The sequence below is a fragment of the Cupriavidus sp. HY129 genome (assembly GCF_059492215.1).
Genome location: NZ_CP083254.1, coordinates 2,514,429 through 2,539,204 on the forward strand (window position 1 = coordinate 2,514,429; position 24,776 = coordinate 2,539,204).

Below are 24,776 nucleotides of genomic sequence, written 5' to 3' on the forward strand. Positions count from 1 at the left end.
CACCACTCCGGTCATCCCGTGCGAAGATACCGCCCGTTGCCCTTGGGCCCGCACCGCACGATCCACCATGACCGCCGCCCCCCTCAAGCTGTCCGACCTGTCCGTTTCCACCACGGTGGCCGGGCTGATCGCCATGCTGACCGGCTACACCAGTTCGCTGGTCCTGATGATTCAGGCCGGGCAAGCCGCGCACCTGACCGATGCCCAGATATCGTCCTGGATCTGGGCGCTATCGGTCGGCATGGGTGTCACTACGCTCGGACTATCGCTGCTGATGCGGGTGCCGATCGTGATCGCATGGTCCACGCCCGGGGCGGCGCTGCTGATCGCATCTCTGCCCGGGGTGCCCTACCCGGAAGCGATTGGCGCGTTCCTGATGGCGGCCCTGCTAATGACGGCGGCCGGCCTGACCGGCTGGTTCGACAAGCTCATGAAGGCACTACCGGCCAGCATCGCTTCGGCCTTGTTGGCCGGCATCCTGTTCCGCATCAGCGTCGACGTATTCGTCCAGGCCCAGCACCAGACGCTGCTATTGCTGGTGATGTTCGCCGTCTACCTGCTCGGGCGGCGCTGGTGGCCGCGGTATGCGGTGCCCGGTGTGCTGGTGATCGGCGTGGCGCTGGCCGGCGTACTCGGCCAGCTGCACTTCGAGCAGTTTCACTTCGCCGTGACCATGCCGGTCTGGACCACGCCGGCGTTCTCGGTATCTGCGTTCGTCAGCATTGCCGTGCCGCTGTTCATCGTGGCGCTGGCGTCCCAGAACATCCCGGGGCTGGCCGTGCTGCGTGCCGATGGCTACCACGTGCCGGCCAGTCCGCTGATTGCGGTCACCGGCCTGGCATCGGCCATCCTGGCGCCGTTCGGATCGCACGGCATCAACCTGGCGGCCATCACGGCCGCGATCTGCACCGGCCCGCAGGCTGACGCCGATCCGCGCCGCCGCTACATGGCCGCCGTGGTCTGCGGTATCGGCTACCTGGTCATGGGCATCATGGCGGCCAGCATCGCCGCATTGTTCGCGGCCTTCCCGAAGGCGCTGGTGGTGGCAGTCGCCGCCTTTGCGCTGCTTGGCTCGATCGCCAACGGCCTGACGGTGGCCATGCAGACGCCGGCCGAACGGGAATCGGCCCTGCTGACGTTCATGATCACGGCGTCAGGCATGACGCTGGCAGGCGTCGGCTCCGCGTTCTGGGGCGTGGTGGGCGGCATGCTCGCGCTGCTGGTGCTCAAGCCGCGCGAGCCAAAGTCCGCTTGATGGTCGCCTGAAGGTCGCCTGATCGTCGCCGGGCAACACCCGGGCTCAACGACCCGATCTGCTACAGCAGCAGGAAGGCGATGTCCGCCACGCCGATCTGCGTGAGCAACATGCCCTTGCGGCGCTGGAACAGCACGTGCTCGAGCACCCGGTCACGGTGCTCGGCGAACACAGCGGGATCGAACCGCAATGCGGCGGTGGCGTAGTGCTCCGCCAGCAGCTTGTAGACGCGATGGCGCACCAGCAGCAGTTCGTTGTCGGTTTGCAGGCGCGACATCTCGACGCTGTGCTCATCCTCAAGCTGCCGCATGCTGACCACCACGCGCGCGTGCATCCCTCGATAGCGATCGATCTCGGCATGGGCACGGCGCAATTCGTCGCGCAGCGTCCGCACCTCCTGCATCAGTTTCAGATTTTGCTGCACGCCTCGCTGAATGCGGGACGCTTCTTCCAGCGCGTGATCGGCGGCGGCAATTGTGTTCTGCCAGACGCCCTCTCCCGGATCGCGCCCGGGATCGGACTCCCCCTGCAAATGGCCGAGTCGCGTGGTCGGCCAGGCCGTTACCCCGTCAAGCTCGTTGTTCATGATGCTCCCCTTGATCCCAACTACAACCTCGCCAGCCGCCGGCGTATGTTTTGGTGCCGGCATGGTCAGGCCAGATTGGATACCGCCGCGACATTCTGGAGGCGCCTCTTGTGTATTCCCGGGCGCCCCGTGCGTTTTCAGCGCATACCATCATTCAATTCCCCTATCCCTTGCAGGGCAACCACCGTGTGGGAGGGTAATCGATCACCTGAAAGCACTATGACGCCAGGATTCTCGGCAATTCGTCCCATGGTTTGCAGCCCCGTTTGGGGGTGATCGGGGGCGCGGATTGCATAATATCGAATCCGCGTGCCGCAACAGTCTCTTTTGATCAATTCATGAACGGATATCTGCTCCTCGCCCTGGCCATCGTTGCCGAAGTCATCGCCACCAGCAGCCTCAAGGCCGCCGAGAACTTCACGCGCCTGGTCCCCAGCGTCCTGGTGGTGACCGGATACGTGGCGGCGTTCTGGTTGCTGATGCAGGTGATGAAAACAGTGCCAGTCGGTGTGGCCTACGCGATCTGGTGCGGCGCCGGCATCGTGCTCGTGACGCTCATTGCATCCGTGCTCTACCGGCAGGTCCCCGACCTGGCGGCCTGGCTAGGCATCGGGCTGATCATCGCCGGCGTGGCGGTAATCCAGCTTTTCTCGAAGATGTCGCACTGATTCCGACAGCACCCTGCCCGGCTGCGCTCACCCCTTTGGTGGCAGCGTGCGCAGCAGCCGATTGACCTGGGCCAGTGTCTCGCATTCGTCAGCCTTGCGCTGCCGGCGCTGCTCGACGATTTCCAGCATGGCGCGGATCTGCCCATTCTTGGCCTCGCATGCCTCGCGATTCGGCTCCGCGCACGGGACCTCCAGCTCACCCCGCAAGCTCTCCTGCACGATATTGATCAGCGCCGTGCAGCCCGATGTATCGGCCAGCGCCGGATCGGACGCCGGTGGCACCGCCAGAGCCGGCATCGCACCAATCAGGACAAGCAGCGGCAACCGGCAGAGGTTCGCGCGGACGGATGGCATGGTTGGGCGGAAGCTGGCCAAATGGGTCCTCGTTTGCGGCGTGAAGCCGACATCATATCCGTTCGCTGAATCATCCAATCGGAAATGTCCACAAGGTAAGCGGGTCGCGTCAAGAGACGCCGCGTTTCGCCTGAACAGAGACATTCAATTTATTACGATTCACACACCAACAGCCCCCCCCTTAGAGTCGACACTCGACGAAACTGGCTTTGGAGCATGGCATCGAATGCACCACGATGGCGGTCACCGTTCCCTTCAATAGATGATGGACTGCCGCACGAAATCTCAATCCCGGTGCGTTTCCATCGACGACAAACGATTGCCCATGCTTGAACCGCTCATCAGACCTTTCCAATCAACCGGATGGAAGCCGGCCACGCGCGGACTTATCCGGATCACCCTCCTCGTTGGCTGCATCGTCTTGAGCCAAGTCCAGCCGGCGTCAGCAGGTGAGGTCATCTATCCATCTATCGAATCGACCTCGTTCAATCTGTCATTTGGGACGTCGTTAATGACTTCTTCGCGAGTCGAAAGGATCGGGAAGCAACTGGCACGCGAGTGGCGGAATCCCGGCGTTAGACTTTCTGATGTTCGCTGCTCAATAACGAAAACAGCAAGTGTCAGTGGGGTTCCAGTGCCAGGAATGCCCAATGTGTACCAGACCAATCTGACCGGCTTCGGTATACGCTTCGCACTCACCGACGGCTGGGCGGGGCTTTTCACGCCAGCACCACAGACGGCAACGTTTTCTGCGGCGAGTCCAAGCATCTCCGCCGCGGAGTACTTCTCTGCCGAAATCATCGTGACTGGTCCCATGGAGTCCGGTACCCTGACCGGCCTGCCTTCCATGACCGTTCAGTTCTCAGGCAGTTGCTTCAATACGGTCACCCGTACCGTGACGATCACGCCCGGCACACGGATCGTCGCCAACAGTTGCACCGTCACGACGCCGCACGTCGAGGCGGCGTTACCCCCGGTCAGGCTTGCGAGCCTGCTACCAGTCGGCAACGTTAGCGCCGAGCGCGCCGACTTCAACATCAGTTTGTCGTGTCCAACCGGTATCGGCGTCTATATCACGTTGACGGACGCAACCCGGCCCGGCAACAGGACGAACAATCTCTCGCTGACGCCTGATTCCGCGGCGCAGGGCATCGCGCTTCGACTGTCGAGTGGCGGCACGCCAATCACCTTTGGCGCCGATTCCGCAGTACGAGGAAACCCCGGGCAATGGTACGTGGGGCCGTCTGCCGCCACCACCCTTGTGCCCTTGACCGCGCGCTATGTTTCAACGGGAACCGTCATTCCCGGCGCTGTCAGAGCGCTGGCAACGTTCACGCTCAGTTATCAATAACTGGCGGGCGCGGACACCGGCCAAGATGAAAACAGACCATCGTGAAATGGTCTGCCAAAAGGGGTAGCTCGGTGGATAGGTAGATCAGCGACGGGCCGATCAGTCGTCTCCCCAACGCCAGCGTGGCGGCTCCCCCTTGATCCAGCAAACGACAAACAGCGCCAGGCTCAGGATCACCACGAGGAAGACGAAGACAACGGGACGGTGGTCAACACGGAAGAAGAAGACAGCCAGCGCTAGCATCGCGAAATACGCGCCATAGGCTACCCAGCCTTGCCAGCAAGTCGGGAGCCCCCATCCCCAGCCATAGCGCTTGGCGTGAAACCAGTATTCAGGGTCGGTCTGCATGGTCAGGCTCCGTATGCCGCATGGACGTCAGCGCAATGTACCCGCGCGTGACTGGATCCTCAACGATACGCCTGCCCCGTGGACCTAACGGGGTGCCGTCGCAGGAACGACTGTGGTCCCCGGAGGCGCGATGAACGGAATGAACTTGCAGGGCTCACGCTGTCCCAACGAGCAGTTGGATCCGATCGCGCAGCCGGTAAGTAACAAGGCAAAACACATACTGGCCAATGCTTTCATCAGAATACTTCCAGAGTATTCCTACAGCGTAGCACTGCATCCGACCAGCTCTTCGCCGCAACTGAAACACATATGACCTGCCACAACTTTTCATGTTCGGATCGTTCCCGATGCTAGCGCAGACAATCAATGTGCCAAGGTCAAGTGGTCATGGTTGGAAGGCTGACACGTAGAGAACTGCTGCGGCAATTTCTAAGGCAAGTCAATTCGCCTTGATTTCCAGCTACCAGTCTCAGCGTCAGCAAGACCACGGGCGAGGATGGCCTTGTCCGTCTCGCCCTACCTGATTGTCGGCCTTGTCCACACAGACGGGGCGCGTCCAGCCGCCCCATCTACCGTTGGCCACCTCGCGTGGCAGCAACTACGGATAGTTCATGTACAGCGTCACAATGGCGCTGACGCTTCCGCCGGTGATGACCTGCCCCGTCTGGAAATACGTAGGGAGTCCCCATCCCATCCGTGGCCGCCTGGCACGAGATCAGGACACACACTAATAATGCGGGCCGCCCTGCCAGCGATCCCGGTCATTATCGTTGTCCCGGTGATCGTTCCGGTCACGATCGCCATGATCGTAATCAGATCGACCATCTCCGCCGTAGTACCCACCGCCTCTGTGGTCACCATGGTCGGGTGTAATGACGCACCCGCCAAGCAGCGCCACGGAGGTGATGAGAATCACAAGAATGGGCTTCATATGGCACTCCTGTTCAGCCTTTTCCCTTCTCGAGCATACGCATTGGATTACCGCCACGATGTAGGAACGAGGACATTCCGCAGCAAGACGTTCTCCTACAGCGAGAGACGGCACGGCGCGAAACAATCGGAGGCAACGATGAAGGGAGGGAGAAGCCAGTGCAGACTGATGATGGTCCCGCCGACAGGAATCGAACCTGTATCTAGCGCTTAGGAGGCGCTCGTTCTATCCATTGAACTACGGCGAGCGGACCGTCTGCCTGGGGCTCGCGCCGCATCGGGGCAGGCGAGCCAAAAGACGGGGCGCAGTATAGCAAACTCGGACGCAGGATCGGCGACAGCCGCTATGCTGGACATATGGAGAACACAGCAGAGTTCCAGTGGGAATCCGCCGCCCACACGGATGTTGGACTCGCGCGGGCACGCAATGAGGATGCGTGGCTCGCCACGCCCGGCCTCTGGGTCGTGGCCGATGGTATGGGCGGCCACGCGCTTGGCGATTTCGCCAGCCGCTCGATCGTGGAGGCGCTGTCGACGCTATCGCTGCCCGGCGATCTCGATCAGGCCATCGACGATACACGCGCTGCCATCCTCGGCGTCAATCAGTTGCTGATGGATGAAGCGCGGCAGGCGCGGGTACGCGTGATCGGCAGCACGGTGGTAGCGCTGCTCGCGCGCGGGCATCAATGCGCCTGTCTCTGGGCGGGCGACAGCCGGCTCTACCTGCTCCGCGCCAACCATCTGCAACAGCTCACGCGCGACCACAGTCACGTGGAGCAATTGCGCGCGCGTGGCCTTATTACCGCCGAGGAAGCGAAACACCATCCCGCGCACAACGCGATCACACGCGCCGTGGGGGCTGCCGCCACGCTTGACCTTGAAACGCTCACGCTGGACGTCCGGGACGGCGACATGTTCCTGCTCTGCAGCGATGGCCTCTACAACGACGTCGACGATACGGACATCGCCTCGGTACTGGCCTCCGGGGATTGCCGACACGCGGCGGATGAACTGGTGAGACTGGCGCTGGCGCACGGTGGTCAGGACAACGTCACGGTGGTGGTGATCCGCGCCAGCGAGGCTGACGGCGGCTCGGAATCGCCCTCCTCGTCGGACACCACGGGCTGACCCGCCAAACGTGGCTCAGCGCAAGCAGCGCGCCACACACAGCACAAATAGAAAGCCCGCCAACTGAGTGGCGGGCTTGGGCTGCGGACGGGCCCGGACCTCCTGGGTCTGCGTCGCCGGCAATTCCGGTCATTCCTGTGCCAAGCATGTTTCCCGTGATTCCGCCCATGACGCGGACGTCCATCCGGACCACCCGGACAGTCGAAGAAAACCTGGCAATGGCAACAATGACCGCAATGCCGGGGGGCGAGTGGCAAGCCAACCTTGCCAAAGGCAGGATCAGCGGGACATGTCGTCGTCCGCCCCGTACGAGCATCGAAGCTCGCGCTCTCGAGTATAGGCAGCAAGGCCGGACATTCAAGCCATGTGCGCGATACATCCCGTTACCTTTTCGGACTTTTCGCACCGCAACAAAATATTCGGTGTTCTGCTATACTTCGCGCCGTGAGTTTCGCACTGTGAGTTCCGCAACTCGCCCGGCTTTCAACGCTGTGGCGTATCCGCTACCTCCCAAGCTCTGCTCCCTGCCTCTGTCATTTTCTCGGAAGTATCGCTGACAGGTGCCTGGCCAGAACGCACCACTCACCTGACGCTGCCTCGTCTCCGATCCTGAAGAACAGCCCGATTGTTAGCTGTTTGCCTGCTAGGGTTCCGGTTGGTTTCTCGATAACCAGTCGCCCCTGCCTGCCGCCGTTTTGCCAGCTGAGTCTGTCGAACGGCCCACCGATTGGCGCCGAAGCCTTTTTAAGACTTTGCACTGCGCCCACCCCTTCGCGCACATCTGCCAGGGGTGCCATGCATTTTTAAGACGTACGACATGACCCAGCACGATTTCCGTGCGGAGCAGCCTATTGCCTCCGCCACCGACGCATTCGCCACGCCCGCCGATACCGCCAGCCCGCTCGACAAGCTCGACGCCATGCTGAACGCTGACGCCGCACCGGCCGTGGAAGCCTCGGAAAACGGCTTCGCAAAACTCGGCCTCGACCCCGCCATCCTGCGCGCACTGGCCGAAGCCAACTACAACACACCTACACCGGTGCAGGCGCAGGCCATCCCCGCCTTCCTGGCCGGCCGCGACCTGCTGGTTTCCAGCCAGACCGGCTCGGGCAAGACCGCCGCGTTCATGCTGCCCGCAATCCAGCGCATCAGCGAAAAGCCTGCCACGACGCATCGCCCGACCGAACCGGCCAAGCGCATGAAGGGCAAGCGCCCCCGTCCGTCTCCGGCCCAGCCGTCGCTGCTGGTGCTGACGCCGACGCGTGAACTGGCCCTGCAGGTAACCGAAGCTGCCGCCAAGTATGGCCGCCATCTGCGCCGTATCGTCTGCGCCAGCATCCTGGGCGGCATGCCCTACCCGAAGCAGCTGGCCATGCTGGCCCGTATGCCGGACATCCTCGTGGCCACGCCGGGCCGCCTGCTCGACCATATCGAAGCCGGCCGCATTGACCTGTCCGCGCTGGAAATGCTGGTGTTCGACGAAGCCGACCGTATGCTCGACATGGGCTTCGCCGACGACATCGACGCCATCGTCGCCGCCACGCCGGCATCGCGCCAGACGCTGATGTTCTCGGCCACGCTCGACGCCCGCATCGCCCAACTGGCCTCGCGCCAGCTCCGCGACCCGCAGCGCATCGAGATCGCCGCCGCGCGCGCCGACCACAGCAACATCGAACAGCGCCTGCACTTCACCGACGACATGTCGCACAAGGAGCGCCTGCTCGACCACCTGCTGCGCGATGCATCGCTCAAGCAAGCCATCGTCTTCACCGCTACCAAGCGCGATGCCGATTCGCTGGCCGAGCGCCTGTCGGACACCGGCTTCTCCGCCGGCGCGCTGCATGGCGACATGACCCAGGGCGCGCGTAACCGCACGCTGACGGCCCTGCGCCGTGGCAATCTACGCGTGCTGGTGGCCACCGACGTGGCCGCGCGCGGCATCGACGTGCCTGACATCACCCACGTGGTGAACTTCGACCTGCCCAAGCAGGCGGAAGACTACGTGCACCGCATTGGCCGTACCGGCCGTGCCGGTCGCTCGGGTGTGGCGATCAACCTCGTGAACCACGGTGACATGTTCCAGTGGCGCCGCATCGAGCGCTTCACGAACAACCGCATCGACGCCTCGGTGATCGAAGGCTTCGAACCGCGTCGCTCGCCGAAGCCGCGCTCGAACTTCGGCGGCAAGCCGGGCGGCCGTGACGGCTTCCGCGGCAACGGTGGCACCGGTGGCGGCTATCGCGGCAACAACGGCGGTGGCTATCGCGGCAACCGCGAAGGTAACGGCGACCGCAACTTCGGCGAACGCCGATTCAGCAGCGACAACCGTGGCTTCGGCGATCGCGCCCCGCGTCCGTTCGGCGACGACAACCGTGGTGGTTTCGGCGATCGTGGCGAGCGTGGTTTCGGCGACCGCAGCAATGGCAATAGCAATGGCGGCTACCGTGGCCAGGGCCAAGGCCAGACTCAAGGCCAGGGCCAAGGTCAGCAGCGCAGCTTCGGTGGCGAACGCAGCTTCGGCAACCGCGACTTCGCGCAGCGCGATGGCAACCGTGACACCGCGCAACGTGACGGTAACCGCAGCTTTGGCGGCAACCGTGACGGCCAGCGCGACGGCAACCGCAGCTTCGGTGACCGTAGCTTTGGCGATCGCAGCTTCGGCGACCGCAAGTTCGGTGATCGCGGTGGCGACCGCGCCGGCTTCGGCGGCCAGCGCAACAGCCGCTCGCGTTACGAGCGATAAATAAAAAGGCACCTTCGGGTGCCTTTTTTTATGCTGTCGGCTTGCCTGCGACGAGCGCGAGCCGCTGATGCCCCCTCACACCGCGCAAGTCCTGAACCCAACGAATGAGACATCGTCCTCGGGCAGCAGCGCGGTTCGCGCGCGCGTATGGCGCAGTCGCGCAGGGCTCGCAAACGACACACCCCGCACCACCTGATGGGTACCGAAGCGGCCGACGATCTCGCCGTCCGTCGGCTCTGCGATGAAGCCCAGGTAGGGCTCGTATGGCGTGGCGGTCCACTCGCGCAGCGCGCCCCACTGGAGTCCGCGATTCTGCGTGGCCGCCAGTTCCCATTCGACTTCCTGCGGCAGGCGGCGGCCCGCCCACACGCACCATGCCTGCGCCTCGAACAGGGTCACGTGCCGCACCGGTTCATCGGGGTTAAGCGTGCGCTCGGCACCGAAGCGCGATACCACCCAGCTTCGCGTCACCGCATGGCGAGACCAGTAGCGCGGCGCGGACCGCTCCTGCATCATCAGCCACTGGCGGCCCGCCGCGGACCAGTACGCAGGATGCTCATAGCCACCGTCCTCGACGAACTCGAGGTATTGCGCGTTGGAGACCAGTGCCGCATCCATCTCGAACGCCGGCACATAGACCTTCTGGGGCGGCAGTTCATCGGGCCATGCGAAACCATCGGCATCGCTCCAGCCCTGCGTGAAGTTTCCACCCGGAAAATGCAGCGCGTCGTTGTGAGAGACCGATGCCGCCGGGCCCACGGACGCCGGCTCGGCCGGCGCTACGCCCAATGATTGCAACAACGCCGCGATGGTCTCCCCCTGGACGTCCTCGTGGTACAGCGCGCGGCGGAACGGGTACAGCGTTGCGTCATCATCGTCGGCCAGCAGCGCGATGCGGCGCAGCAATCCATCCAGCACCTGGGCCGCGTACTGCTTGACGCGCGATACATCGGGCAGCGCGATTTCCCAGCGCTCGTCCGGACCGATGCGCTCGGGATCGAACCACTCGTCGGCGCCATCTAGCAAGGATGGTTCGCTGGCCACCGGCAGGCGGATACCGCCCTGCTCCAGATGACGTACACCGCGCAGACACCACCATTCGGCGTGCCAGGCGACGTGGCCCAGCGTCCACAGCGGCGGGTTGCAATCGTACTGACGCGGGACGGTCCAGCCTCGGCGTGTCTGACCGAACGCACCCAGCCACGCCAGCGTGCGGTTGCGCGATTCCACGAGCGCCTGCGCCAGCCCCTCGCGCGGCAGGCGCCGCGCATCGGGCCACGCCGCCTTGCCGCCGGTAAAGTGAAGATCGGGAAGCATGGAGAAGCCGCTCATCGCAAGGTCCGTGACTGAGGGTGAAAGAAAAGCCGGACACGCCGGCTGCGCGCATTATGACACCGGCGAGCCGGTGCCATTTCCCGCGCGCCCTATCCCCCTGCCGGCGCCGCGGCTTCTCCGCTCGCGCTCAGCCGCGCGCGTGGAAAACGGCAAACCAGCCACGCGGGTCGGTCCAGCTTACGGGGTCGGTGAAACCAGCCGATTCCAGCAGGATCGCGAAATCCTCGGGCCGATACTTGTGCGAGTCCTCGGTATGGATCCGCTCCCCTTTGGCAAAGTTGCGTTCACCATCGGGCCAGCGAACCGTCACCGCGCGCTCGGCCTCGAGGTGCATCTGGATGCGGGATGCCTGTTGATCGAACGATGCCACGTGGCGCCAGTCCTCGAGCGCGAAGTCGCTGCCCAGGATCCGGTTCACATTGCGCAGCACATTGCGATTGAACGCGGCCGTGACACCAAGGGCATCGTCATAAGCCGCGACCAGCGTATCAGCGTCCTTGTAGAGGTCGACGCCGATCAGGACACCATCGCCATGACCCGTCACCGCGCGTAGCCGCTGCAGTAGCGCCAGCGCATCAATCGGTGTGAAATTGCCGATGCTGGAACCCGGGTAGAAGAGCAACCGGCGGCCACGCCTGACGCTGGATGGCAGGTCGAGTGGCCCGCACAGGTCCGTGCCCAGGCCGAGCATAGGGATATGCGGATGCTGTTGCTGCAACCCGGACAGGGTGCCGCGCAGGAAATCCACCGAGATATCGAGCGCGACGTACTGGGCCGGCTGCAGGCTCGGGAAAAGCCGGGCGGCCTTCTCGCAGTTGCCGGCGCCGAGGTCGATCAGCACGCAACCGCTACCGGCACGCGCCGCGATCGCCGGGGCGACGCTGGCGAAGATCGACGCCTCGGTGCGCGTCGGGTAGTACTCGGGCAAGTCGGTGATGGCCTCGAACAGGCGCGAGCCGAGCACATCGTAGAAGAACTTCGGGCTGATGCCCGCCTGCGACCGGAGCAATCCGGAGACGATCTCCGCGCGCAGCGCATCACTGTTCTCGTGATATTGCTGAATGAATTCCGGCCGGAGCGCGGCATGGGCGCCGTTCGCCACGACCAGGCGTGGCGTCGGGTCCTGCGCGTGTTCGGGAGCGGAATGGTGGTTGGCGTGGTGGAGAGGCTGAGGCTGGGGGCGAGACGGGTTCAGTGGTGTCGTAACAGCCGGCATGACGTTTCCTTATTGTCGATGGGCACTACGTGAATCCCTCAAAGACCGCATGGCACGACGGGCACACGGTTGGCGTGGGGTGCGCTCCTGTCGTGTCTGACGCACACCGACCGACCGCCAATCCAACAAGCATAGGCGCATATGCATATGCGTGCGTCATGCATTGCATGACCCGGCAGCCCCGCATTTGCCTACACACTTTGTCCATACATTCAGACACATTGTCGGTGATGCAACATTTTTCCCGCAGCTTCGGTATAATCGCGCCCAACGCAAAACGCCGGAGCATCCGGTGTCAGCGTCCCTTCCAAAGGGAAGTTAAAGGGGAGTAGCTTGGGGGCCCATGCCCTTAGCACAATCGTCATTCCGAGGCGCTGACCCGTCTCCGGTTGTGCTGACCCTGGTACGCATACCGTGCCAGCGTGTCGAGCAAGACCTTTGCAACCTGGTGTTACGGTTTGCAAAGGCAGTCCCGCCCTTGTCGGCAACTTCCGTCGCTCCGTAATCCCAGGTGTCAAAAAACTTGCTGGCCCGATCGGCCCGCAGCAATTTGCACTTGAGGAGCCTACATGGAGTGGTTTACCGATCTGTTCACGATGCAGTTCCTGACAGCACTGCTGTCGATCGTCGTCATCGACCTGGTACTCGCCGGCGACAACGCCATCGTGATCGCCCTGGCGGCGCGTAACCTGCCGCCGCACCTGCAAAAGAAAGCCATTGTCTGGGGCACCATCGGCGCCGTGGTCGTGCGCTCGGCAATGACCATCGGCGTGGTCTGGCTGCTGAAGATCCCCGGCCTGCTGCTGGTGGGTGGCCTGGCGCTGGTCTGGATTGCCTACAAGCTCCTGGCCGCCGAGGAAGACGGTGACGAGCACGGCAGCGGCGCCAGCACGCTGGTGGGCGCGATGAAGACGATCATCATCGCCGACGCAGTCATGGGCGTGGACAACGTGCTGGCCGTGGCCGGCGCCGCCCACGGCAGCTTCCTGCTGGTGGTGCTGGGTCTGCTGATCAGTATTCCGATCGTGGTCTGGGGCTCGAGCCTGGTGCTCAAGCTGATGGCACGCTTCCCGTCCATCATCTACGTGGGTGCCGGCGTGCTGGCCTTCACGGCTGTGAAGATGATCCTGGGCGAGCCGATCACCAAGCCGTTCTTCGAGGCGCAACCCATCGTCAAGTGGGCGCTGTACCTGGTGATCGTCGGCGGTGTGCTGGGCGCCGGCTACCTGACGCAGAAGCGCCGGGAGCCGTCCACCCAAGCCAACTGACACCCCGCATCTGACGCAGAAAGCCGCCTTCGGGCGGCTTTCTGCTTTCAGGCTAAAATCCCCGCTTGCGGCCCGCGCGCCGACGTCACTTCCCACTTCCTGTTCCGATGAAACAGTACCTCGACTTCATGCGCCATGTGTACGAGCATGGCACCGAAAAGTCCGACCGCACCGGCACCGGTACGCGCTCGGTCTTCGGCTACCAGATGCGCTTCGACCTGAACGAGGGCTTTCCCGTCGTCACCACGAAAAAGCTGCACCTGAAGTCGATCATCCATGAACTGCTGTGGTTCCTGCAGGGCTCGACCAACATCCGGTACCTGAAGGAAAACGGCGTCACCATCTGGGACGAATGGGCCGATGCCAATGGCGAACTGGGTCCGATCTACGGCTACCAGTGGCGCGCATGGCCGACGCCGGACGGTCGCCATATCGACCAGATCACCGAGGTCGTGCGCCAGATCCGCGACAACCCCGATTCACGCCGGCTGATCGTGTCGGCCTGGAACGTGGGCGAGATCCCGCAGATGAAACTGCCGCCCTGCCACGCGTTCTTCCAGTTCTACGTGGCCGACGGCGAGCTGTCCTGCCAGCTCTACCAGCGCAGCGCCGACATCTTCCTCGGAGTGCCGTTCAACATCGCCAGCTACGCGCTGCTGACGCACATGATCGCGCAGCAATGCGACCTGGGCGTGGGCGATTTCGTGTGGACCGGTGGCGACTGCCACATCTACAGCAACCACTTCGAGCAGGTGGCAACGCAGCTTTCGCGCGAGCCGATGAAGCTGCCAACGCTGCGAATCAAGCATCGTCCCGACAGCATCTTCGACTACAAGTACGACGATTTCGAACTGGTCGGCTATGAGTCGCACCCCGCGATCAAGGCGCCGGTGGCCGTATGACGCTGCTGACTCTGATCGTCGCGCGCGCGCGCAACGGCGTGATCGGCCGCGACAACACCTTGCCGTGGCGCCTGCCGGAAGACTTGCAGCATTTCAAGCGCACGACCATGGGCGCGCCGATCATCATGGGTCGCAAGACCTGGGATTCGATCGGGCGCCCGCTGCCGGGGCGCCGCAATATCGTGGTGAGCCGCAACCGCGACCTGCATATCGAGGGCGCCGATGTGGTGGGATCGATCGAGGATGCGCAACGGCTGTGCGTTGGTGTGGAGCAGGTATTCCTGATCGGCGGCGCGCAGCTCTATGCGGAGGCACTGCCGAGCGCCGATCGCCTGATCGTCACGGAAATCGACGCGGATGTGGAAGGCGATGCGTTCTTCCCGGCCGTGGACCGCACGACATGGGTCGAGACCGCGCGTGAGGTACACCATTCGGAAACGAATGGCTTCGACTATGCGTTCGTGACGTACGAACGGCCGGCGTCCGGGGAAGAATAAAAAAGGGCGGCGCAAACGGGTTCACCCGCTTGCGCCGCCCTTCGTCGTCCCTGATCGGCCCTTGTCGTCTCTCCCGTTCGGAAGAGACGCACAAACCATCAGTTCCCGGCGATCGTCATCTGCTCGATCAGGATCGAGCCAGTCTCCTTGGTGCCACGCACCAGCGCATCGGCACCAACAGCAACGATCTGGCGCAGCATCTCGACCATGTTGCCGGCAATCGTGATTTCCTCCACCGGATACTGGATCACGCCGTTTTCGACCCAGTAGCCCGAGGCGCCGCGCGAATAGTCGCCGGTCACGTAGTTCACGCCCTGCCCCATCAGCTCCGTCACCAGCAGACCGGTGCCCATCTTCTTCAGCATCCCGACGAAATCATCGCCCGCTTGCGTCTGCGAGCTGGTCAGCGTGAGGTTATGTGAGCCGCCCGCGTTGCCGGTAGTCTTCATGCCGAGTTTGCGTGCCGAGTACGTCGACAGGAAGTAGCCCTGCACCACGCCGTCGCGCACCACGTCGCGTTCGTGCGTGCGCACGCCCTCTTCGTCGAACGGCGCGCTGCCCATCGCGCCCGGCACGTGCGGCCGTTCGTAAACCTGGATATGCGGCGCGAAAACCTCCTTGCCCAGCGTGTCATACAGGAACGTCGACTTGCGATACAACGCGCCCCCCGACACCGCCTGCACGAACGCGCCCAGCAGGCCAGCAGCCAGTGGCGCCTCGAACAGCACCGGGCACTTGCGCGTGGACAGCTTGCGGGCGTTCAGGCGGGCCAGCGCGCGCTCCGCCGCATAGCGGCCAATTGCTTCCGGCTCAGCCAGCGCTCCAGGAGCGCGCTTCGACGAATACCAGTCATCCCGCTGCATGCCACCGCCCGAACCGGCGATTGGCGCACACGAGATGAAGTGGCGCGAGTAGGGATAGCCGCCCGAGAAGCCGCGCGACGTGGCCAGCACAAACTGCGAGTGCTGGGCCGACACGCTCGCGCCGTCGCTGTTGCGAATCTTCGGCGAGACGGCGAAAGCCGCCGCTTCGGCGCGGCGGGCAATGTCGATCGCGCCTTCGGCATCGATGGTCCACGGGTGGAACAGGTCCAGATCCTGGGGGTCGCGCTCCAGCAACTCTTCCTCGGCCAGGCCAGCGCAGTCATCCTCGGCCGTGAAACGGGCGATGTTGTACGCGGCTTCGGCCGTGGCGCGCAGCGCGGCGGCCGAAAAATCCGACGTGCTGGCATTGCCGCGACGCTTGCCGATCATCACCGTCACACCCACCACCTTGTCGCGGTTCTGCTCGATGGTTTCCACCTCGCCCTTGCGCACCGACACCGACAGGCCACTGCCCTCGGAAATCTCGGTGGCGGCATCCGTCGCGCCTAGCTCGCGTGCCACACGCAGCACATCGGCCGCCATGGCCTTGAGCTGGTCCTGGGTGTAGGTGAAATGCGCGGTCTGTTCAGCGGTCTGGCTCATATGGGCGGGCGTGATCAAAAGTCCAAACGGGAATCATAGCAAGATAAAATGCCGCCCATGACGCGAAATACCCGTAACAATCCCAATGGCCGATTCCCGGGCGCCTTTGCCCCGGAGGACGAGGACGACCTGCCCAAGAGCAAGTCCCAGCGCAAGCGCGATATGACGGCGCTGCAGGACATTGGCGCCGAGCTGGAGTCCCTGCCCAAGGACAGGCTGGCGCGCGTGCCCATGCCCGAGGCGCTGGCCGACGCGATCCACGCGGCCCGCAAGATCACGAGCCACGAAGGCAAGCGCCGCCAGATGCAGTTCGTCGGCAAGGTCATGCGTGGCCTGGACGACGACGAAATTGCCACCATCCGGGCGGCTCTGGAAGGCTTCAAGGGCACCAGCAAGGCCGAAACGGCCCGGATGCACCTGATCGAGCGCTGGCGCGAGTTGCTGCTGGCCGACGACGACGCGCTGACCAAGTTCCTTGGCGAGCACCCAAGCGTGGACGTGCAATCGGTACGCAACATCATCCGCAATGCCCGCAAGGAAAAGGAACTGGCCAAGCCGCCGAAGTACTTCCGCGAGTTGTTCCAGGCCATCAAGAGCGCGCTGGAAGAGAAGGACGCCGACGCGGCCCCAGACAACGCACCGGAGCCCGAAGCATGAACCCGCAGACCCCGCTGACATCGCCCGTCGCCCGCAAGAGCCCAGACGAGCTGGTGGTCGGCTTTGTGTCGATTTCCGACCGGGCGTCGTCCGGCACGTACCAGGACGAAGGCATCCCCGCGCTGCGCGACTGGTTCGGCAAGACGCTGACCACGCCGTGGCAGTCTGTGGAGCGGCTGATTCCCGACGAGCAGGCGCAGATTTCGCGCACGCTGATCGAACTGGTGGACGTGGCTGGCTGTGACCTGGTGCTGACCACGGGCGGCACCGGCCCTGCGCGCCGCGACGTGACGCCGGAAGCCACGCTGGCCGTCGGCACCAAGGAAATGCCGGGTTTTGGCGAGCAGATGCGCCAGGTCAGCCTGCATTTCGTGCCGACCGCGATTCTGTCGCGCCAGGTGGCCGTGATCCGCGAAACGCCGAGCCGCGCCGCGCTGATCGTGAACCTGCCCGGCCAGCCGCGCGCCATCCGCGAAACGCTGGAAGGCCTGCGCGATGCCGATGGCAAGTCGATCGTTCAGGGGGTGTTCGCGGCCATGCCGTATTGCATCGACCTGATCGGCGGACCGTACATCGAGACCGATGAAGCGGTGGTCAAGGCCTGGCGGCCGAAGAACGCCGTGCGCCCGAAGCCGGCATCGGCTTGAAGTTTGAGGTTTGACGTTTTCTCCCCACACCCGCCCGGCGGGAGCGGGGAGAAGACTGAAAGGTTCACTTCAAACCCAGGTACAGCCCGATCGGCACGAATACCACCGCCGCGATATTGCCGAGCAGCACGATCGACGCCACCTGATCCGGCTCCTGCCGGAAGTGGTCGGCTACCAGGAAGTTCAGCACTGCCGGCGGCAGCGCCGCGAAGACGAACAGCAGTCCGCGTTGCAGGTCGGTCATCGGCACCCACCAGGCCAGTCCCAGCGCCACGACGATCCCCGCCAGCGGGCAAACCGCTGCGCCCAGCACCCCCATCCCCCAGTTGCGCAGGCTGACGTCCTTCATACGCACGCCGAGCGCGAACAGCATCAGCGGCACCGTGGCATCGCCCAGCAGCTTGATGGACTCGTAGACCGGCTCGGGCAAGGTGAAGTAGGGCTTCGCCAGCGACAACGCCACACCGGCCACCGTGGCCAGCACCATCGGGTTGCGCGCGATCTGCGCCATCGATGCGTGCCGGTTGACGATCTTCATGCCGACCGTGAAATGCATCAGGTTCGATGCCGCGAACAGCGCCACGGCCGGGGCCAGGCCTGCCGGACCGAATGCGAACACCGACAGCGGCAAGCCCATGTTGCCGCAGTTGTTGAACATCATCGGCGGCACGAAAGTGCGGGGATTGGCCCCGATCATCCGTGCCACGAGCCAGGCCAGCACCCCCGAGCCGATCACCACGGCCACCGCGCAGGCCAGCAGGACAAGCTGGTCGGCCAGCACGAAGTCCTTGCTGATGAACGCCGACACCACAAGTAACGGCGCAATCACTTCCAGCGTCGCCCGGTTGATGCCAGTCATGTCCGGATGGGCACGGCGTCCGTAGAGCCAGCCAATCAGGATGATCAGGATGACCGGCGTGATGATCGAAACGATGCGCGTGAACATGGGCGGGGGCGACAGGGTGGCGCGGCGGAGGCCGCGCACCGGCCCGCCACGTGGAGGTACTACTTTTGAACGGTCAGGCTGCTGGTGCCTGGGGTGCGTCGGGCGCCTCGGGCGTGGCGGAGGCCGACGTCTTGATGAAATGCTGGCGGTAGTAGCGCAGTTCTTCCACCGATTCCAGGATGTCCGCCAGGGCCGTGTGAAGCTGGCGCTTGGTGAAACCCTTGTGGATCGCCGGTTCCCAGCGCTTGCAGAGTTCCTTGAGCGTCGAGACGTCCAGGTTGCGGTAGTGGAAGAACGACTCGAGCTTGGGCATGTAGCGCGCCATGAAGCGACGGTCCTGGCAGATCGAATTACCGCACATCGGCGACTTGTTGGCCGGCACCCAGCGCTTCAGGAACGCCAGCAATTCGGCCTCGGCCTGGGCTTCTGTCAGCGTGGACGCCTTGACCTTGTCGATCAGGCCCGAGCGGCCATGGGTACCCTTGTTCCAGTTGTCCATCGCGTCCAGCACGGCATCCGGCTGATGGATCACCAGCACCGGCCCTTCGGCCAGGATATTGAGTTCGGAGTCAGTGACCACTACCGCCACTTCGATAATCCGGTCGGTGTCCGGCTGCAGGCCGGTCATTTCCATGTCCAACCAGACGAGGTTGTTTTCACTTTTGACGGAGGATGCGGAAGGGCTTGTCATTCTGGCGGTACGGCTCGATATGGAGGTCGGATAAGAGCGCCCGACGAGTTACCCAAGGGTACGGCGGGCGAACAATTTATAATTCTCGCATATCCGCCCCGATGGCCAGGTATGCATGTCTTCCGCCGCGCCATCGTCAACAAGGCCCACAGATGTTCACGCTGATCTTTCTTGCCGCACTGGTTGTCATGGTGCTGACCAAACTCTGGCTGGCCAGCCGCCAGATTCGCCATGTGGGCCGTCATCGCGGCGCCGTGCCGGAACGCTTTGCCAACACCATCACATTGTCCGCCCACCAGAAAGCGGCGGACTACACCATCGCACGCACGCGGCTGTCGATGCTCGAGGTGCTGGCCGGCGCGGCCGTCCTGATCGGCTTCACGCTGCTGGGCGGCCTGCACGCGCTGAACCAGCTCTGGCTGCACGTATTCGGCGGCGGTGGCTACTTCTATGGCGTCGCGCTGATCGCCAGCGTGGTACTGATTGGCGGGCTGATTGACCTGCCCTTCTCGCTCTACGGCCAGTTCGTGGTCGAAGAGCGCTTCGGCTTTAACAAGATGACGTTCGGCCTGTGGCTGGCGGACTTGCTCAAGATGGCCGTGGTGGCCTGCGTGCTGGGCCTGCCGCTGCTGCTGGCCGTGCTGTGGCTGATGGACCAGGCCGGCACGTACTGGTGGGTCTGGACCTGGCTGCTGTGGATGGCGTTCAGCCTGCTGCTGCAGGTGATCTTCCCGACCTTCATCGCCCCGCTGTTCAACAAGTTCGAACCGCTCAACGACGAAACCCTGCGCGAGCGCATCGAGGCGCTGCTGCGCAAGTGCGGCTTTGCCAGCAAGGGCCTGTTCGTGATGGATGGCAGCCGGCGCAGCGCCCATGGCAACGCTTATTTCACAGGCTTTGGCGCATCGAAGCGCATCGTGTTCTTCGACACCCTGCTGTCGCGCCTGGATGGCGAGGAAGTGGAAGCGGTGCTGGCGCACGAACTGGGCCACTTCAAGCGTCGTCACGTGGCCAAGATGATGATCGTGACGTTTGCGCTGTCGCTGGTGTTCCTGGCCCTGCTCGGCTGGCTGGCCACGCGCGAATGGTTCTTCACCGGGCTGGGCGTGCTGCCGAACTTCGGCAGCAGCAACCACGCGCTGGCGCTGGTGCTGTTCTTCCTGACGCTGCCGGTATTCACGTTCTTCCTGGGCCCCCTGGCCAGCGTATCGTCGCGCAAGCATGAGTTCGAGGCCGACGAATTCGCCGCGCACCAGACCAATGCTGGCCATCTGGTCTCGGCGCTGGTCAAGCTGTACAAGGACAACGCCTCGACGCTGACCCCCGACCCGCTCTACAGCGCGTTCTACTACTCGCATCCGCCCGCAGCCCAGCGGATCGACCGCCTGCTGGCGCACGCATGACCCGCAGCGCGCGCCATCACAACGCCGGGAAAGGCACCGGCAAGAACGACTCGAGCGAATCGGCACTGATTGTCGCGGCACACGGCCGGCACTATGTCGTGGAACGCGCGGACGGCACGCACCTGCATGCGTTTCCGCGTGGCAAGAAGAGCGATGCCGCCGTGGGCGACCATGTACGCGTGGAACTGGCCTCGGTGGATCAGGGTGTGATCACCGCGATCGATCCGCGCAAGAACCTGCTGCACCGCTCCGACCAGTTCAAGTCGAAGCTGCTGGCTGCGAATATCGACCAGGTCATCATCGTCCTGGCCACCGAGCCCAGCTTCTCCGAAGACCTGCTGGGCCGCGCCCTGGTTTCGGCCGAAGCGCTGGAAATCCGGCCGCTGGTGATCCTGAACAAGACCGACCTGACCGCGCGGCTCGATGACGCGCGGCGGCGGCTGAAGCTCTACCAGGACCTGGGCTACGAGACGCTGGAGCTATCCGTGCACGGGCGCCCGGAAGAGGCGCTCGCCGCGCTCAAGCCGCGTACGGCGGGCGTCTCCAGCATCATGATCGGCCAGTCCGGCATGGGCAAGTCGTCGCTGCTGAACCTGCTGATCCCGGGTGTGGAAGCGCAGACGCGCGAGATCTCCGCGAAGCTCGACTCGGGCAAGCACACCACCACGTTCACCCGCCTGTACCACCTGCCCGAGGAATGGGCAGTGGTCGACGGCCGTCCGGGCTATCTGATCGACTCGCCAGGCTTCCAGGAATTCGGACTGCACCACCTGAGCGAAGGCATGCTCGAGCGGGCATTTCCGGAGTTCCGGCCACGGCTGACCGAATGCCGATTCTACAACTGCCATCACATCAACGAGCCAGGCTGCGGGGTGCTGCAGGCCATCGACGACGGCACGATTTCCACCCGCCGGCATCAGCTCTACACGCAGTTGCTGCACGAGTCACGCCAGCAGAAGCCGTGGTAAGGTAAGCGCACCTGCCCGTTCGCTTCGCACCATCATGAAACTGCTGCTGAGGACGCCATCGCTGGTCCACGCCGCGCACTGCGAAAACGTGCTGCGCGCGGCGGGCATCCAGGCCGAGGTCCGCAACACATGGCTGGCGGGCGCGGCGGGTGATATCCCGCTGCAGGAAAGCGCACCTCAGGTTTGGATTCTCGATGACTCTACCGAAACCGATGCCTGGGCGGTGCTGAATGCCGCGGCAAACCCGAGGCCGGGTCCGCACTGGCAGTGCCGGCACTGCGGAGAATGGCATGAGGCGCAGTTCGCGGCGTGCTGGCGCTGTGGGCAGCCACAGGAGCAGGCCGTCGGATAGACCAGCCATCGGCCGCCGGGAGAAAGGAAAAAGCGCCAACGTGGCGCTTTTTCCTTTGCGAGAGTCGCTGCGGGCTCAACCCACCCACAACGCCAGCGAGATCATCGCCAGCAGAATCATCCAGAGGACCACGGCACGCCAGACCAGACCAACCGCCGATTGCAGCGTGCGAACACCCGGATCGCTGCCAAATTCGGGCGGCACGGGGTCCGAACCATCGTCCATGCCAGGAGCATAGTCGACGCCCGCCACGCTCATGCGCAGCATCACACTCGAATCGTCCTCGGCCAGCGGCGCGCCGAGCCGGACGCCAAGCGCCCCGCCACCACTGGCAAGCAGGATGCCGTTGACCGCATCGTTCCATTTGCGCGCGTGGTTGCGCCACGCGTAGACCGCATCCTCGAAGTTGCCGACGATCGCAAACCCAATCGAGGTCAGGCGCGACGGGACCCAATCGAGCACGTAGAACGCCTGCGCGGCAAAGCAACCCAGGGCCGGGCTGCGTTCGTTGGACGGGCTGTTCCACTGCCGGCTCAGATACTCGGCGGTGCGATAGAGGATCACGCCACCCGGGCCGATCGGCACCAGGAACCAGAAGAACACGCCAAAGACATGACGGTGCACGGCGACGATCGCCGCTTCAAGCGTATGACGCACGATCTCGCTGACCGGCATTTCGACGGTATCGAGCCCGGTCCACTCGTGCAGGATCGTCCTCGCGGTATGCAGGTCGTCGCGGTTGAGCGCCTCGTGGATGTCGGTGAAGTAGTGGCTGAACTGCCGGAACCCGAGGGTCAGGTACAGCAGCAGCACATTCCAGACCAGCGTCAGCGCGATGCTGATCGAAGACAGCAGATAGTGGACGATCACTACCGCCAGCGTCAGCGGTAATACCACGGTCAGCCAGGCCAGCGCGGCGTCGCGCGGGCGACCGGTATCGAATGCGTGCTCGGCCCGGTCGCCCAGCACGCGCACGATGTCGAAAATCGGATTGTTCCGACCCAAGGCGCGGAACTGTTCGGCAATCAGCGCCAGAAGAATGGAAACGAAAGTCATCAGGTGACGATTAATCGGTGTGCGGCGAAGTGCCGCGGCGGTCCCTTGGCCGTATAGCCAGACGATAGCATAGCGCTTCGGTGGCTTTGCAATACTCGTGTAAGCACTGGTAAGCAAAAAGCTAAAAGCGGCAAAAATACAAAACGCCCGCCGAAGCGGGCGTCAATGCCACGGGGTAGGAAACGGATGAGCCGGTCAGGAGAGATCGAAGACCAGCACCTCGGCCCCGCTGCCTTGCGACAGGTTCACGGTTTCCACGTCTTCCAGCTTCGCAGCGTCGCCGGCCTCGAGCGCCTGGCCGTTCATGCTGATGCGCCCACGCGCCACGTGGACATAGGCGCGGCGGCCCGGTGCCAACGACAGCGTGGCAGTTTCATCGCCATCGAACAGGCCCGCGTACAGGCGCACATCCTGATGGATCACCACCGAACCTTCGGCGCCGTCCGGGCTCCCCACCAGGCGCAGGCGACCGCGCTTGTCGGCGGCTTCGAAGCGCTTTTCCTCGTAGCCGGGTTCGATGCCGGTCTCGTTCGGCATGATCCAGATCTGCAGGAAATGCGTCGTATCGTGCGCCGCGTGGTTGTATTCCGAATGGCGCACGCCCGTGCCGGCGCTCATGCGCTGCACATCGCCCGGACGGATCACGCTGCCGTTGCCCATGCTGTCCTTGTGGGCCAGCTCGCCTTCAAGCACATAGCTGATGATCTCCATGTCCCGGTGCCCGTGCGTGCCGAAGCCCATGCCCGGCGCCACACGGTCCTCGTTGATCACGCGCAGCGACCCGAACTGGACATGGCGCGGATCGTAGTAATCAGCAAACGAGAAGCTGTGGTACGACTTGAGCCAGCCATGGTCCGCATACCCACGCTCTTCAGATTTACGGATTTCAATCATTTTGATGGCCCTCCTTGTGGCCTGGCTATCGACCCAGATGGCTAGATCCATATGGGTCAGGGGCGTTTCGATGCTAGGCAGTTTAGGGCAGCGGGAGTATATTGGCGGGCACCACATTAGAAGCAGTCATTCAGAAAATCTGAATATGGCCCTGTCCCTGGAATCCCTCGAAGTCCTTGACGCCATCGAGCGCAAAGGCAGCTTTGCCGCCGCCGCCCACGAGATGGGCAAGGTGCCCTCCGCCCTGACCTATGTCGTCCGCAAGCTCGAGGAAGATCTCGACGTGCTGCTGTTCGACCGGCGCCGCCATCGCGCCGAGTTGACACCGGCTGGCCGGGCGCTGCTCGACGAGGGCCGCCACCTCCTGCGCGCGGCCGACGACCTGGAGCGACGCGTCAAGCGACTGGCCACCGGCTGGGAGGCCAGCCTGAACATCACCGTCGACGACCTCGTCAATTTCCGCGCCCTGCTGCCCGTGATCCAGGATTTCTACGCCGAGAACACCGCCACGCGGCTGCGCTTTTCCAAGGAGGTGCTGGGTGGCGCATGGGATGCGCTGGTCAGCAATCGCGCGGATCTGATCATCGGCGGCGCCTACGAGGCGCCAAGCACGCAGGGCTTCCAGGTGCGTGCCCTTGGTGCCATGCCATTCGTGTTCGCGGTGGCCGCGCATCATCCGCTGGCCGCCATTGAAGGGCCGCTCACGACGATCGAGATCGCCAAGCACCGCATCGTGGCCGTGGGCGATACGTCGCGCAACCTGCCCGCGCGCACCCACGGCGTGCTGGCCGGCCAGGATGTGCTGGTGGTGCCCACCATGCGCGACAAGCTCGAAGCGCAGATCCGCGGCCTGGGCTGCGGCTGGCTGCCCGCGCCACTGGCCCAACCGCATATCGAAAGCGGCGTGCTGCAGGCCCGGGAGACCGTGGAGGTACGCGCCCCCGGAAACTTCAAGGTAGCCTGGCGGACGAACACGCGCGGCAAGGCGCTGCAGTGGTGGACGAACAAGCTCGAGGACCCTCGGCTGGCACAGGCGCTATTGCTTCAGCCGGCGCACTCTCCGCTAGATCAGACCGATTGAAACAGAGCGACTGAAACAGGTCGACTGAATCCCG

25 protein-coding genes and 1 tRNA gene are annotated in these 24,776 nt (G+C 63.9%); 14 read left to right on the forward strand and 12 right to left on the reverse strand.

The features are described from left to right. Nucleotides 1–67: 67 nt before the first annotated feature. Entirely contained in the window at nt 68–1,255 is a 1,188-nt protein-coding gene (locus tag K6G35_RS11510; RefSeq protein WP_035884832.1) for a benzoate/H(+) symporter BenE family transporter, read from the forward strand. Nucleotides 1,256–1,316: 61 nt separating this feature from the next. On the opposite strand, the gene K6G35_RS11515 is transcribed toward K6G35_RS11510, so the two are convergent. Then, a complete protein-coding gene (locus K6G35_RS11515; RefSeq protein WP_008649949.1) occupies nt 1,317–1,841 on the reverse strand; it encodes a hypothetical protein in 525 nt (174 codons plus the stop codon). Between the two features lie 338 nt (nt 1,842–2,179). Here K6G35_RS11515 and K6G35_RS11520 point away from each other — a divergent pair, with 338 nt between their 5' ends. Beyond that, nucleotides 2,180–2,509: a DMT family transporter gene (locus tag K6G35_RS11520; protein ID WP_011517120.1), complete on the forward strand. Its 330-nt coding sequence runs from the start codon at nt 2,180–2,182 to the stop codon at nt 2,507–2,509. Nucleotides 2,510–2,536: 27 nt separating this feature from the next. On the opposite strand, the gene K6G35_RS11525 is transcribed toward K6G35_RS11520, so the two are convergent. Next, on the reverse strand, nt 2,537–2,863 hold the full coding sequence (locus K6G35_RS11525) for a hypothetical protein (RefSeq protein ID WP_152415054.1): 327 nt from the start codon (nt 2,861–2,863) through the stop codon (nt 2,537–2,539). 652 nt (nt 2,864–3,515) lie between these two features. Here K6G35_RS11525 and K6G35_RS11530 point away from each other — a divergent pair. After that, on the forward strand, nt 3,516–4,214 hold the full coding sequence (locus K6G35_RS11530; RefSeq protein WP_008649946.1) for a fimbrial protein: 699 nt from the start codon (nt 3,516–3,518) through the stop codon (nt 4,212–4,214). Between the two features lie 99 nt (nt 4,215–4,313). Here K6G35_RS11530 and K6G35_RS11535 read toward each other — a convergent pair whose 3' ends face one another. The 3 genes from K6G35_RS11535 to K6G35_RS11545 form a co-directional block, all read right to left on the reverse strand. Continuing rightward, the gene (locus tag K6G35_RS11535) at nt 4,314–4,562 is read right to left on the reverse strand and encodes a hypothetical protein (RefSeq protein WP_008649945.1); all 249 of its coding nucleotides are present in this window, start codon (nt 4,560–4,562) and stop codon (nt 4,314–4,316) included. 727 nt (nt 4,563–5,289) lie between these two features. Continuing rightward, nucleotides 5,290–5,493: a hypothetical protein gene (locus K6G35_RS11540; RefSeq protein WP_152415053.1), complete on the reverse strand. Its 204-nt coding sequence runs from the start codon at nt 5,491–5,493 to the stop codon at nt 5,290–5,292. A gap of 172 nt (nt 5,494–5,665) precedes the next feature. Beyond that, nucleotides 5,666–5,740: transfer RNA gene (locus K6G35_RS11545), tRNA-Arg, on the reverse strand. 109 nt (nt 5,741–5,849) lie between these two features. Here K6G35_RS11545 and K6G35_RS11550 point away from each other — a divergent pair. Together K6G35_RS11550 and K6G35_RS11555 are read left to right on the forward strand one after the other, a co-directional pair. Continuing rightward, the gene (locus K6G35_RS11550) at nt 5,850–6,620 is read left to right on the forward strand and encodes a PP2C family protein-serine/threonine phosphatase (protein ID WP_035884831.1); all 771 of its coding nucleotides are present in this window, start codon (nt 5,850–5,852) and stop codon (nt 6,618–6,620) included. Nucleotides 6,621–7,437: 817 nt separating this feature from the next. Then, nucleotides 7,438–9,363, forward strand: a complete 1,926-nt coding sequence (locus K6G35_RS11555; protein WP_495675751.1) for a DEAD/DEAH box helicase — start codon at nt 7,438–7,440, stop codon at nt 9,361–9,363. Between the two features lie 75 nt (nt 9,364–9,438). On the opposite strand, the gene egtB is transcribed toward K6G35_RS11555, so the two are convergent. Both egtB and egtD read right to left on the reverse strand, forming a co-directional pair. After that, the gene (gene egtB, locus K6G35_RS11560) at nt 9,439–10,695 is read right to left on the reverse strand and encodes an ergothioneine biosynthesis protein EgtB (protein WP_008649940.1); all 1,257 of its coding nucleotides are present in this window, start codon (nt 10,693–10,695) and stop codon (nt 9,439–9,441) included. 130 nt (nt 10,696–10,825) lie between these two features. After that, the gene (gene egtD / locus K6G35_RS11565) at nt 10,826–11,914 is read right to left on the reverse strand and encodes an L-histidine N(alpha)-methyltransferase (RefSeq protein WP_035884829.1); all 1,089 of its coding nucleotides are present in this window, start codon (nt 11,912–11,914) and stop codon (nt 10,826–10,828) included. Nucleotides 11,915–12,483: 569 nt separating this feature from the next. Between egtD and K6G35_RS11570 the strand changes: the two genes are divergently transcribed. The 3 genes from K6G35_RS11570 to K6G35_RS11580 all read left to right on the forward strand — a co-directional run bounded on the left by K6G35_RS11570 (nt 12,484) and on the right by K6G35_RS11580 (nt 14,581). After that, the gene (locus tag K6G35_RS11570; RefSeq protein ID WP_008649936.1) at nt 12,484–13,182 is read left to right on the forward strand and encodes a TerC family protein; all 699 of its coding nucleotides are present in this window, start codon (nt 12,484–12,486) and stop codon (nt 13,180–13,182) included. 107 nt (nt 13,183–13,289) lie between these two features. Continuing rightward, on the forward strand, nt 13,290–14,084 hold the full coding sequence (locus tag K6G35_RS11575; protein WP_495675752.1) for a thymidylate synthase: 795 nt from the start codon (nt 13,290–13,292) through the stop codon (nt 14,082–14,084). Beyond that, the gene (locus K6G35_RS11580; RefSeq protein WP_035884828.1) at nt 14,081–14,581 is read left to right on the forward strand and encodes a dihydrofolate reductase; all 501 of its coding nucleotides are present in this window, start codon (nt 14,081–14,083) and stop codon (nt 14,579–14,581) included. The genes K6G35_RS11575 and K6G35_RS11580 overlap by 4 nt, the downstream gene beginning before the upstream one ends. Nucleotides 14,582–14,679: 98 nt before the next feature. Here the strand turns inward: K6G35_RS11580 and pmbA are convergent, their stop codons facing one another. Further along, nucleotides 14,680–16,047, reverse strand: a complete 1,368-nt coding sequence (pmbA, locus tag K6G35_RS11585; protein ID WP_011517150.1) for a metalloprotease PmbA — start codon at nt 16,045–16,047, stop codon at nt 14,680–14,682. Nucleotides 16,048–16,104: 57 nt separating this feature from the next. Between pmbA and yjgA the strand changes: the two genes are divergently transcribed. Together yjgA and mog are read left to right on the forward strand one after the other, a co-directional pair. After that, the gene (yjgA, locus tag K6G35_RS11590) at nt 16,105–16,704 is read left to right on the forward strand and encodes a ribosome biogenesis factor YjgA (protein ID WP_411860074.1); all 600 of its coding nucleotides are present in this window, start codon (nt 16,105–16,107) and stop codon (nt 16,702–16,704) included. Then, nucleotides 16,701–17,351, forward strand: coding sequence for a molybdopterin adenylyltransferase (gene mog, locus K6G35_RS11595; protein ID WP_286881498.1), 651 nt, complete (start codon nt 16,701–16,703; stop codon nt 17,349–17,351). Before yjgA ends, mog begins: the two co-directional genes overlap by 4 nt. Nucleotides 17,352–17,415: 64 nt before the next feature. Here the strand turns inward: mog and K6G35_RS11600 are convergent, their stop codons facing one another. Continuing rightward, nucleotides 17,416–18,297 carry an AEC family transporter gene (locus K6G35_RS11600; protein WP_008649930.1) on the reverse strand — a complete coding sequence of 294 codons (882 nt, stop codon included), beginning with the start codon at nt 18,295–18,297 and terminating at the stop codon, nt 17,416–17,418. A 73-nt stretch (nt 18,298–18,370) separates the two neighbouring features. Continuing rightward, complete coding sequence (gene orn, locus K6G35_RS11605; protein WP_040011205.1) at nt 18,371–18,988, reverse strand: oligoribonuclease; 618 nt, start codon at nt 18,986–18,988, stop codon at nt 18,371–18,373. Between the two features lie 152 nt (nt 18,989–19,140). Here orn and K6G35_RS11610 point away from each other — a divergent pair, with 152 nt between their 5' ends. The 3 genes from K6G35_RS11610 to K6G35_RS11620 are packed head-to-tail and all read left to right on the forward strand — an operon-like array spanning nt 19,141 to nt 21,711. Next, nucleotides 19,141–20,391, forward strand: coding sequence for a M48 family metallopeptidase (locus K6G35_RS11610; protein WP_035884826.1), 1,251 nt, complete (start codon nt 19,141–19,143; stop codon nt 20,389–20,391). After that, nucleotides 20,388–21,359 carry a ribosome small subunit-dependent GTPase A gene (rsgA, locus tag K6G35_RS11615; protein ID WP_008649927.1) on the forward strand — a complete coding sequence of 324 codons (972 nt, stop codon included), beginning with the start codon at nt 20,388–20,390 and terminating at the stop codon, nt 21,357–21,359. Before K6G35_RS11610 ends, rsgA begins: the two co-directional genes overlap by 4 nt. 34 nt (nt 21,360–21,393) lie before the next feature. After that, the gene (locus tag K6G35_RS11620; RefSeq protein WP_008649925.1) at nt 21,394–21,711 is read left to right on the forward strand and encodes a putative signal transducing protein; all 318 of its coding nucleotides are present in this window, start codon (nt 21,394–21,396) and stop codon (nt 21,709–21,711) included. Nucleotides 21,712–21,786: 75 nt separating this feature from the next. Here K6G35_RS11620 and K6G35_RS11625 read toward each other — a convergent pair whose 3' ends face one another. Both K6G35_RS11625 and K6G35_RS11630 read right to left on the reverse strand, forming a co-directional pair. Next, nucleotides 21,787–22,767 (reverse strand): CobD/CbiB family protein, encoded by a 981-nt coding sequence (locus K6G35_RS11625; protein ID WP_008649924.1) that lies wholly within the window; start codon nt 22,765–22,767, stop codon nt 21,787–21,789. Between the two features lie 195 nt (nt 22,768–22,962). After that, nucleotides 22,963–23,661: a pirin family protein gene (locus tag K6G35_RS11630; protein ID WP_035884825.1), complete on the reverse strand. Its 699-nt coding sequence runs from the start codon at nt 23,659–23,661 to the stop codon at nt 22,963–22,965. A gap of 145 nt (nt 23,662–23,806) precedes the next feature. Between K6G35_RS11630 and K6G35_RS11635 the strand changes: the two genes are divergently transcribed. After that, the gene (locus tag K6G35_RS11635; protein WP_008649920.1) at nt 23,807–24,742 is read left to right on the forward strand and encodes a LysR family transcriptional regulator; all 936 of its coding nucleotides are present in this window, start codon (nt 23,807–23,809) and stop codon (nt 24,740–24,742) included. Nucleotides 24,743–24,776 lie beyond the last annotated feature (34 nt).

What these genes read in the sequence shown, in the direction of transcription:
- K6G35_RS11510 (WP_035884832.1), top strand. Translation starts at nt 68, where the DNA reads ATGACCGCCGCCCCCCTCAAGCTGTCCGACCTGTCCGTTTCCACCACG.
- K6G35_RS11515 (WP_008649949.1), bottom strand. Translation starts at nt 1,841, where the DNA reads ATGAACAACGAGCTTGACGGGGTAACGGCCTGGCCGACCACGCGACTC.
- K6G35_RS11520 (WP_011517120.1), top strand. Translation starts at nt 2,180, where the DNA reads ATGAACGGATATCTGCTCCTCGCCCTGGCCATCGTTGCCGAAGTCATC.
- K6G35_RS11525 (WP_152415054.1), bottom strand. Translation starts at nt 2,863, where the DNA reads ATGCCATCCGTCCGCGCGAACCTCTGCCGGTTGCCGCTGCTTGTCCTG.
- K6G35_RS11535 (WP_008649945.1), bottom strand. Translation starts at nt 4,562, where the DNA reads ATGCAGACCGACCCTGAATACTGGTTTCACGCCAAGCGCTATGGCTGG.
- K6G35_RS11540 (WP_152415053.1), bottom strand. Translation starts at nt 5,493, where the DNA reads ATGAAGCCCATTCTTGTGATTCTCATCACCTCCGTGGCGCTGCTTGGC.
- K6G35_RS11550 (WP_035884831.1), top strand. Translation starts at nt 5,850, where the DNA reads ATGGAGAACACAGCAGAGTTCCAGTGGGAATCCGCCGCCCACACGGAT.
- K6G35_RS11555 (WP_495675751.1), top strand. Translation starts at nt 7,438, where the DNA reads ATGACCCAGCACGATTTCCGTGCGGAGCAGCCTATTGCCTCCGCCACC.
- egtB (WP_008649940.1), bottom strand. Translation starts at nt 10,695, where the DNA reads ATGAGCGGCTTCTCCATGCTTCCCGATCTTCACTTTACCGGCGGCAAG.
- egtD (WP_035884829.1), bottom strand. Translation starts at nt 11,914, where the DNA reads ATGCCGGCTGTTACGACACCACTGAACCCGTCTCGCCCCCAGCCTCAG.
- K6G35_RS11570 (WP_008649936.1), top strand. Translation starts at nt 12,484, where the DNA reads ATGGAGTGGTTTACCGATCTGTTCACGATGCAGTTCCTGACAGCACTG.
- K6G35_RS11575 (WP_495675752.1), top strand. Translation starts at nt 13,290, where the DNA reads ATGAAACAGTACCTCGACTTCATGCGCCATGTGTACGAGCATGGCACC.
- K6G35_RS11580 (WP_035884828.1), top strand. Translation starts at nt 14,081, where the DNA reads ATGACGCTGCTGACTCTGATCGTCGCGCGCGCGCGCAACGGCGTGATC.
- pmbA (WP_011517150.1), bottom strand. Translation starts at nt 16,047, where the DNA reads ATGAGCCAGACCGCTGAACAGACCGCGCATTTCACCTACACCCAGGAC.
- yjgA (WP_411860074.1), top strand. Translation starts at nt 16,105, where the DNA reads ATGACGCGAAATACCCGTAACAATCCCAATGGCCGATTCCCGGGCGCC.
- mog (WP_286881498.1), top strand. Translation starts at nt 16,701, where the DNA reads ATGAACCCGCAGACCCCGCTGACATCGCCCGTCGCCCGCAAGAGCCCA.
- K6G35_RS11600 (WP_008649930.1), bottom strand. Translation starts at nt 18,297, where the DNA reads ATGTTCACGCGCATCGTTTCGATCATCACGCCGGTCATCCTGATCATC.
- orn (WP_040011205.1), bottom strand. Translation starts at nt 18,988, where the DNA reads ATGACAAGCCCTTCCGCATCCTCCGTCAAAAGTGAAAACAACCTCGTC.
- K6G35_RS11610 (WP_035884826.1), top strand. Translation starts at nt 19,141, where the DNA reads ATGTTCACGCTGATCTTTCTTGCCGCACTGGTTGTCATGGTGCTGACC.
- rsgA (WP_008649927.1), top strand. Translation starts at nt 20,388, where the DNA reads ATGACCCGCAGCGCGCGCCATCACAACGCCGGGAAAGGCACCGGCAAG.
- K6G35_RS11620 (WP_008649925.1), top strand. Translation starts at nt 21,394, where the DNA reads ATGAAACTGCTGCTGAGGACGCCATCGCTGGTCCACGCCGCGCACTGC.
- K6G35_RS11625 (WP_008649924.1), bottom strand. Translation starts at nt 22,767, where the DNA reads ATGACTTTCGTTTCCATTCTTCTGGCGCTGATTGCCGAACAGTTCCGC.
- K6G35_RS11630 (WP_035884825.1), bottom strand. Translation starts at nt 23,661, where the DNA reads ATGATTGAAATCCGTAAATCTGAAGAGCGTGGGTATGCGGACCATGGC.
- K6G35_RS11635 (WP_008649920.1), top strand. Translation starts at nt 23,807, where the DNA reads ATGGCCCTGTCCCTGGAATCCCTCGAAGTCCTTGACGCCATCGAGCGC.